The organism is Streptomyces sp. NPDC127084 (genome assembly GCF_042724175.1).
Classification (GTDB): Bacteria; Actinomycetota; Actinomycetes; order Streptomycetales; family Streptomycetaceae; genus Streptomyces.
On the sequence record NZ_JBHXFA010000263.1, the window covers coordinates 1 to 3,462 of the forward strand.

4 protein-coding genes are annotated in these 3,462 nt (G+C 70.4%); 2 read left to right on the top strand and 2 right to left on the bottom strand.

The window, feature by feature from the left end; all coding sequences use genetic code 11:
* Window positions 1–1,310: MFS transporter (locus ACFWI9_RS32615; protein WP_387168424.1), on the bottom strand; the 1,310-nt coding region annotated here is incomplete at its 3' end.
* A gap of 147 nt (window positions 1,311–1,457) precedes the next feature.
* Between ACFWI9_RS32615 and ACFWI9_RS32620 the strand changes: the two genes are divergently transcribed.
* Both ACFWI9_RS32620 and ACFWI9_RS32625 read left to right on the top strand, forming a co-directional pair.
* On the top strand, window positions 1,458–1,817 hold the full coding sequence (locus ACFWI9_RS32620; RefSeq protein WP_387168427.1) for a UBP-type zinc finger domain-containing protein: 360 nt from the start codon (window positions 1,458–1,460) through the stop codon (window positions 1,815–1,817).
* Window positions 1,818–1,967: 150 nt separating this feature from the next.
* A complete protein-coding gene (locus tag ACFWI9_RS32625) occupies window positions 1,968–2,708 on the top strand; it encodes a TSUP family transporter (RefSeq protein WP_387168439.1) in 741 nt (246 codons plus the stop codon).
* A gap of 14 nt (window positions 2,709–2,722) precedes the next feature.
* Here ACFWI9_RS32625 and ACFWI9_RS32630 read toward each other — a convergent pair whose 3' ends face one another.
* Window positions 2,723–3,268 (bottom strand): DUF4396 domain-containing protein, encoded by a 546-nt coding sequence (locus ACFWI9_RS32630; RefSeq protein WP_387168430.1) that lies wholly within the window; start codon window positions 3,266–3,268, stop codon window positions 2,723–2,725.
* Window positions 3,269–3,462: the final 194 nt, after the last annotated feature.

Below are 3,462 nucleotides of genomic sequence, written 5' to 3' on the forward strand. Positions count from 1 at the left end.
AACCCCCGGGCGCGCAGGCCCAGCAGACCGATCGCCAGCACACAGGCGAGCCCGCCCCCGGTGATGGCGACGGCCGGAGAGGTGAGGTCGGCGACGGAGCCGGCGAGGAAGTCCCCCAGCCGGGGGCCACCGGCCACCACCACGATGAACACGCCCTGGAGGCGCCCGCGCAGTTCGTCCGGCACGGCGGCCTGGAGCATGGTGCTCCGGTACACCATGGACACGGTGTCGGCGTAGCCCGCGAGGGCGAGGAAGAACAGCCCGAGCCAGAGGTTCCGGGTCAGCCCGAACGCGGCGATGGCCAGACCCCAGGCCGCGACGGCGAGCAGGATCGCCACCCCGTGGCGCCTGATCCGCCCCTGCCAGCCGGAGAACACCCCGCCCAGCAGCGCACCCACGGCGGGGGCCGCTACGAGCAGCCCGGTGGTTCGGGCGTCGCCGCCGTACCAGAGCACGGCGATGGCGGGGAACAGCGCACGCGGATGCGCCAGGATCATCGCGCAGAAGTCGGAGAAGAAGGTCATCCGGATATTGGGCCGGGTGGCCAGGAAGCGCAGCCCGCCGAGGACGGAGGCACGTTTGGCGCGCTTCCCGTCATCTCCGCTGTCGCGGTCGGGCAGCATGGCCGGAAGCCGCCACATCGCGTACAGCGCGGCCCCGAAGGCGATCGCGTCCACGAGGTACGCGGTCTGGTAGCCCCCGTAACCCACGATCAGCCCACCGAGCATCGGCCCGATCAGCATCCCGGAGGTGGTGGTCACGGAACTGAGCGCGTTGGCGGCCGGCAGCTGCTCCGGTGGCAGCAGACGCGGGATCATCGCGCTGCGGGCGGGCGCGTTGAGCGCGGCGCAGACCGCTTGCAGCGCGACCACGGCGTAGAGGAACCAGACCCGGTGGAAGCCCGCGAACGCGGCGGTGGCCAGTGCCGCCGACAACACGGCCAGGCCGGTCGCACTGGCCAGGCCGAGCTTGCGCCGGTCGACGGTGTCGGCGACGGCACCGCCGTACAGACCGAACACGATCAGTGGGACGAGCGAGAAGAGCCCGACCAGGCCTACGGAGAAGGTCGAGCGGGTGATGTCGTACACCTGGAGCGAGATCGCCAGGGTGGTCATCCCCTGCCCGGTCCAGGAGACCGTGTTGCCGAACCACAGGCGCCGGTAGTCGGGGGACACGCGCAGGGGTGTGAGGTCGGCGAGGATACGGCGACGCGCGGGGGTGAGTCCGGGGGCAGGCACGGGCTCGGCGACCGGGTCGGGCTCGGGGGCATCGGGGGCAGGGGCGGGGCTGGAGGCGCCGGTGGTGGTCATGCGGCGGCGGGTATGGGGGGCATGAACCGCAGTATAGGGACCCTGGTCGATTAGCCCCTTACAAGTTTCTGTCCGGCCGACCCCTCCGGCCGTACGATGAACGGGACGTGATCCGCGAGTTTCGCCCTCGTCAGGGAGGCAGCCGCCATGACACACGACTCCGGCCGGATCCCGGGCATCGACCCCGCTGCGGCTCCCAGCGGCACAGGCTGCGCCGAGTGCACGGCGGGCGGCGGGTGGTGGTTCCATTTGCGCAGATGCGCCGAGTGCGGGCATATCGGCTGCTGCGACTCATCCCCTGAGCAGCACGCGAGCAAGCACGCACGGACGGCGGGGCACCCGTTCCTGACCAGTTTCGAGCCGGGCGAGGGCTGGTTCTGGAACATCGAGACGGAGCAGTACTACGACGGCCCTCCGCTGTCCCCGCCCACCGCCCACCCCGACTCCCAGCCGGTCCCGGGCCCGGCGGGCAGGGTCCCCGCCGACTGGCAGCGCCAACTCAACTGAGGCTCTCGGCGAGAAATCGGGCAGCCACCTGACGTACTCGACACACCCCGATATCGAACTGAAATTGCATTCTCGTAAGGTCGTTCCCGTTCTGGCCAGGTGAGGCAACGGGGGGACGACTTCTTGGACGCCATAGGCGTGACGGGCCTGATGACCGCGGCGGCAGCCGCCGGATGGATCGACGCGGTGGTCGGAGGCGGCGGACTCGTCCTCATACCCGCCCTGATGATGGCCTTTCCGCAGCTCTCACCGACGGTGGCGCTCGGCACCAACAAGCTCACCGCCATCACCGGTACGACGATCGCCGCCGTGACCTACGCCCGGCGCACCAAGCTGGACCGCTCCATCGCCCTTCCGGCAGCGGGCCTCGCCATTCCGGCCGCCGGGGTCGGCGCCCTGTCCGCGTCCAGCCTTCCCGCCGCCTGGTTCCGACCCGTCATCATGGCCCTGCTCATCGCCGTGGCCATCTTCGTCTCCCTCCGGCCGGGCTTCGGCGCGGTGCAGGAGAGCGAACTCGTCAGCAGACGCCGCAAGCTGGCGGTCATCGGGGCCGCGGGCTGCGGGATCGGCTTCTACGACGGCGTCTTCGGCCCCGGCACCGGCACGTTCCTCATCATGATGTTCACCAGCCTGCTGTCGCTGGAGTTCCTCCAGAGCTCGGCCCTGGCCAAGGTGGTCAACGTGGGCACCAACATCGGCGCGCTCACGGTGTTCGCCCTCCAGGGCCAGGTGCTGTGGCTGCTCGGTGCGGGAATGGCCGTCTGCAACATCGTCGGCGCGGCGCTCGGGGCGAGGATGGCCCTGCGCCGCGGTTCCGGATTCGTCCGTATCGTGCTGCTCGTGGTGGTGACGGGCATGGTCGTGAAGCTCGGCTACGACCAGTTCGGGTAGGCCGCCCGCACGCCTCAGTGGTAGGCGTGGACCACGGCGTGCCCCTTGCCACGGCCGATCATCCACTTGTTCACGGGGGTGGTGACCAGGAACGCGACGGCGAAGCCGCCCAGCAGCGCGGACCAGAAGAGCCCGTCGGAGAGATGGGCGTCCATCGCGCCCGGGACGAGGGCGATGACGCCGTTGTCGACCAGCTCCATCACGCCGATCGAGACGGTGTCGGCGGCCAGGGCCACCTTGACGGCCGTCTTGAAGTCCAGACCGGCGCGGCGCACCGCGAAGAGGGTGAACGAGTAGCCGAAGACGAACGCGAGGGCGATGGCAAGGATCATCGTCGGCACATTGCCCCACATCAGGGCGGTACCGATGACCATGCCGAGGATCTCGCCGATGGCGCAGCCGGTGAGGCAGTGCAGCGTCGCCTTGGCCGCGGTGCCCCAGGACGCCGGGCCGTGGGAGTGGGCACGCCCCCCGCGGGCCGCGGGCTCCGGGTGCCCGTGCCGCGTTCGGTGGTGTGCGGCGTCGGTCTTCGCCGCGCTGGTGTGTGCGGTGTGGTCCATGGCGCGTCTCCCTCTCCGTGTCCAGTGCGACCGGCTGCCGAGCGGTCCGCGCCTGTCCACAACCATATACCCCCTGGGGGTATTCCCGTCCGAGTAGAAGGAAGCGCGGGGGGGGGGGGGGCGGGAGACACCCCGCCAGATAAGGCGGGGGGAGTGAGGGCCGTGTGTGGGGCTGTCTCTGACTGGTGTGATAA

Bases quoted from the DNA above. Each gene is read 5' to 3' on its own strand.
- ACFWI9_RS32625 (WP_387168439.1), top strand. From the start codon at position 1,968: ATGACCGCGGCGGCAGCCGCCGGATGGATCGACGCGGTGGTCGGAGGC.
- ACFWI9_RS32620 (WP_387168427.1), top strand. From the start codon at position 1,458: ATGACACACGACTCCGGCCGGATCCCGGGCATCGACCCCGCTGCGGCT.
- ACFWI9_RS32630 (WP_387168430.1), bottom strand. From the start codon at position 3,268: ATGGACCACACCGCACACACCAGCGCGGCGAAGACCGACGCCGCACAC.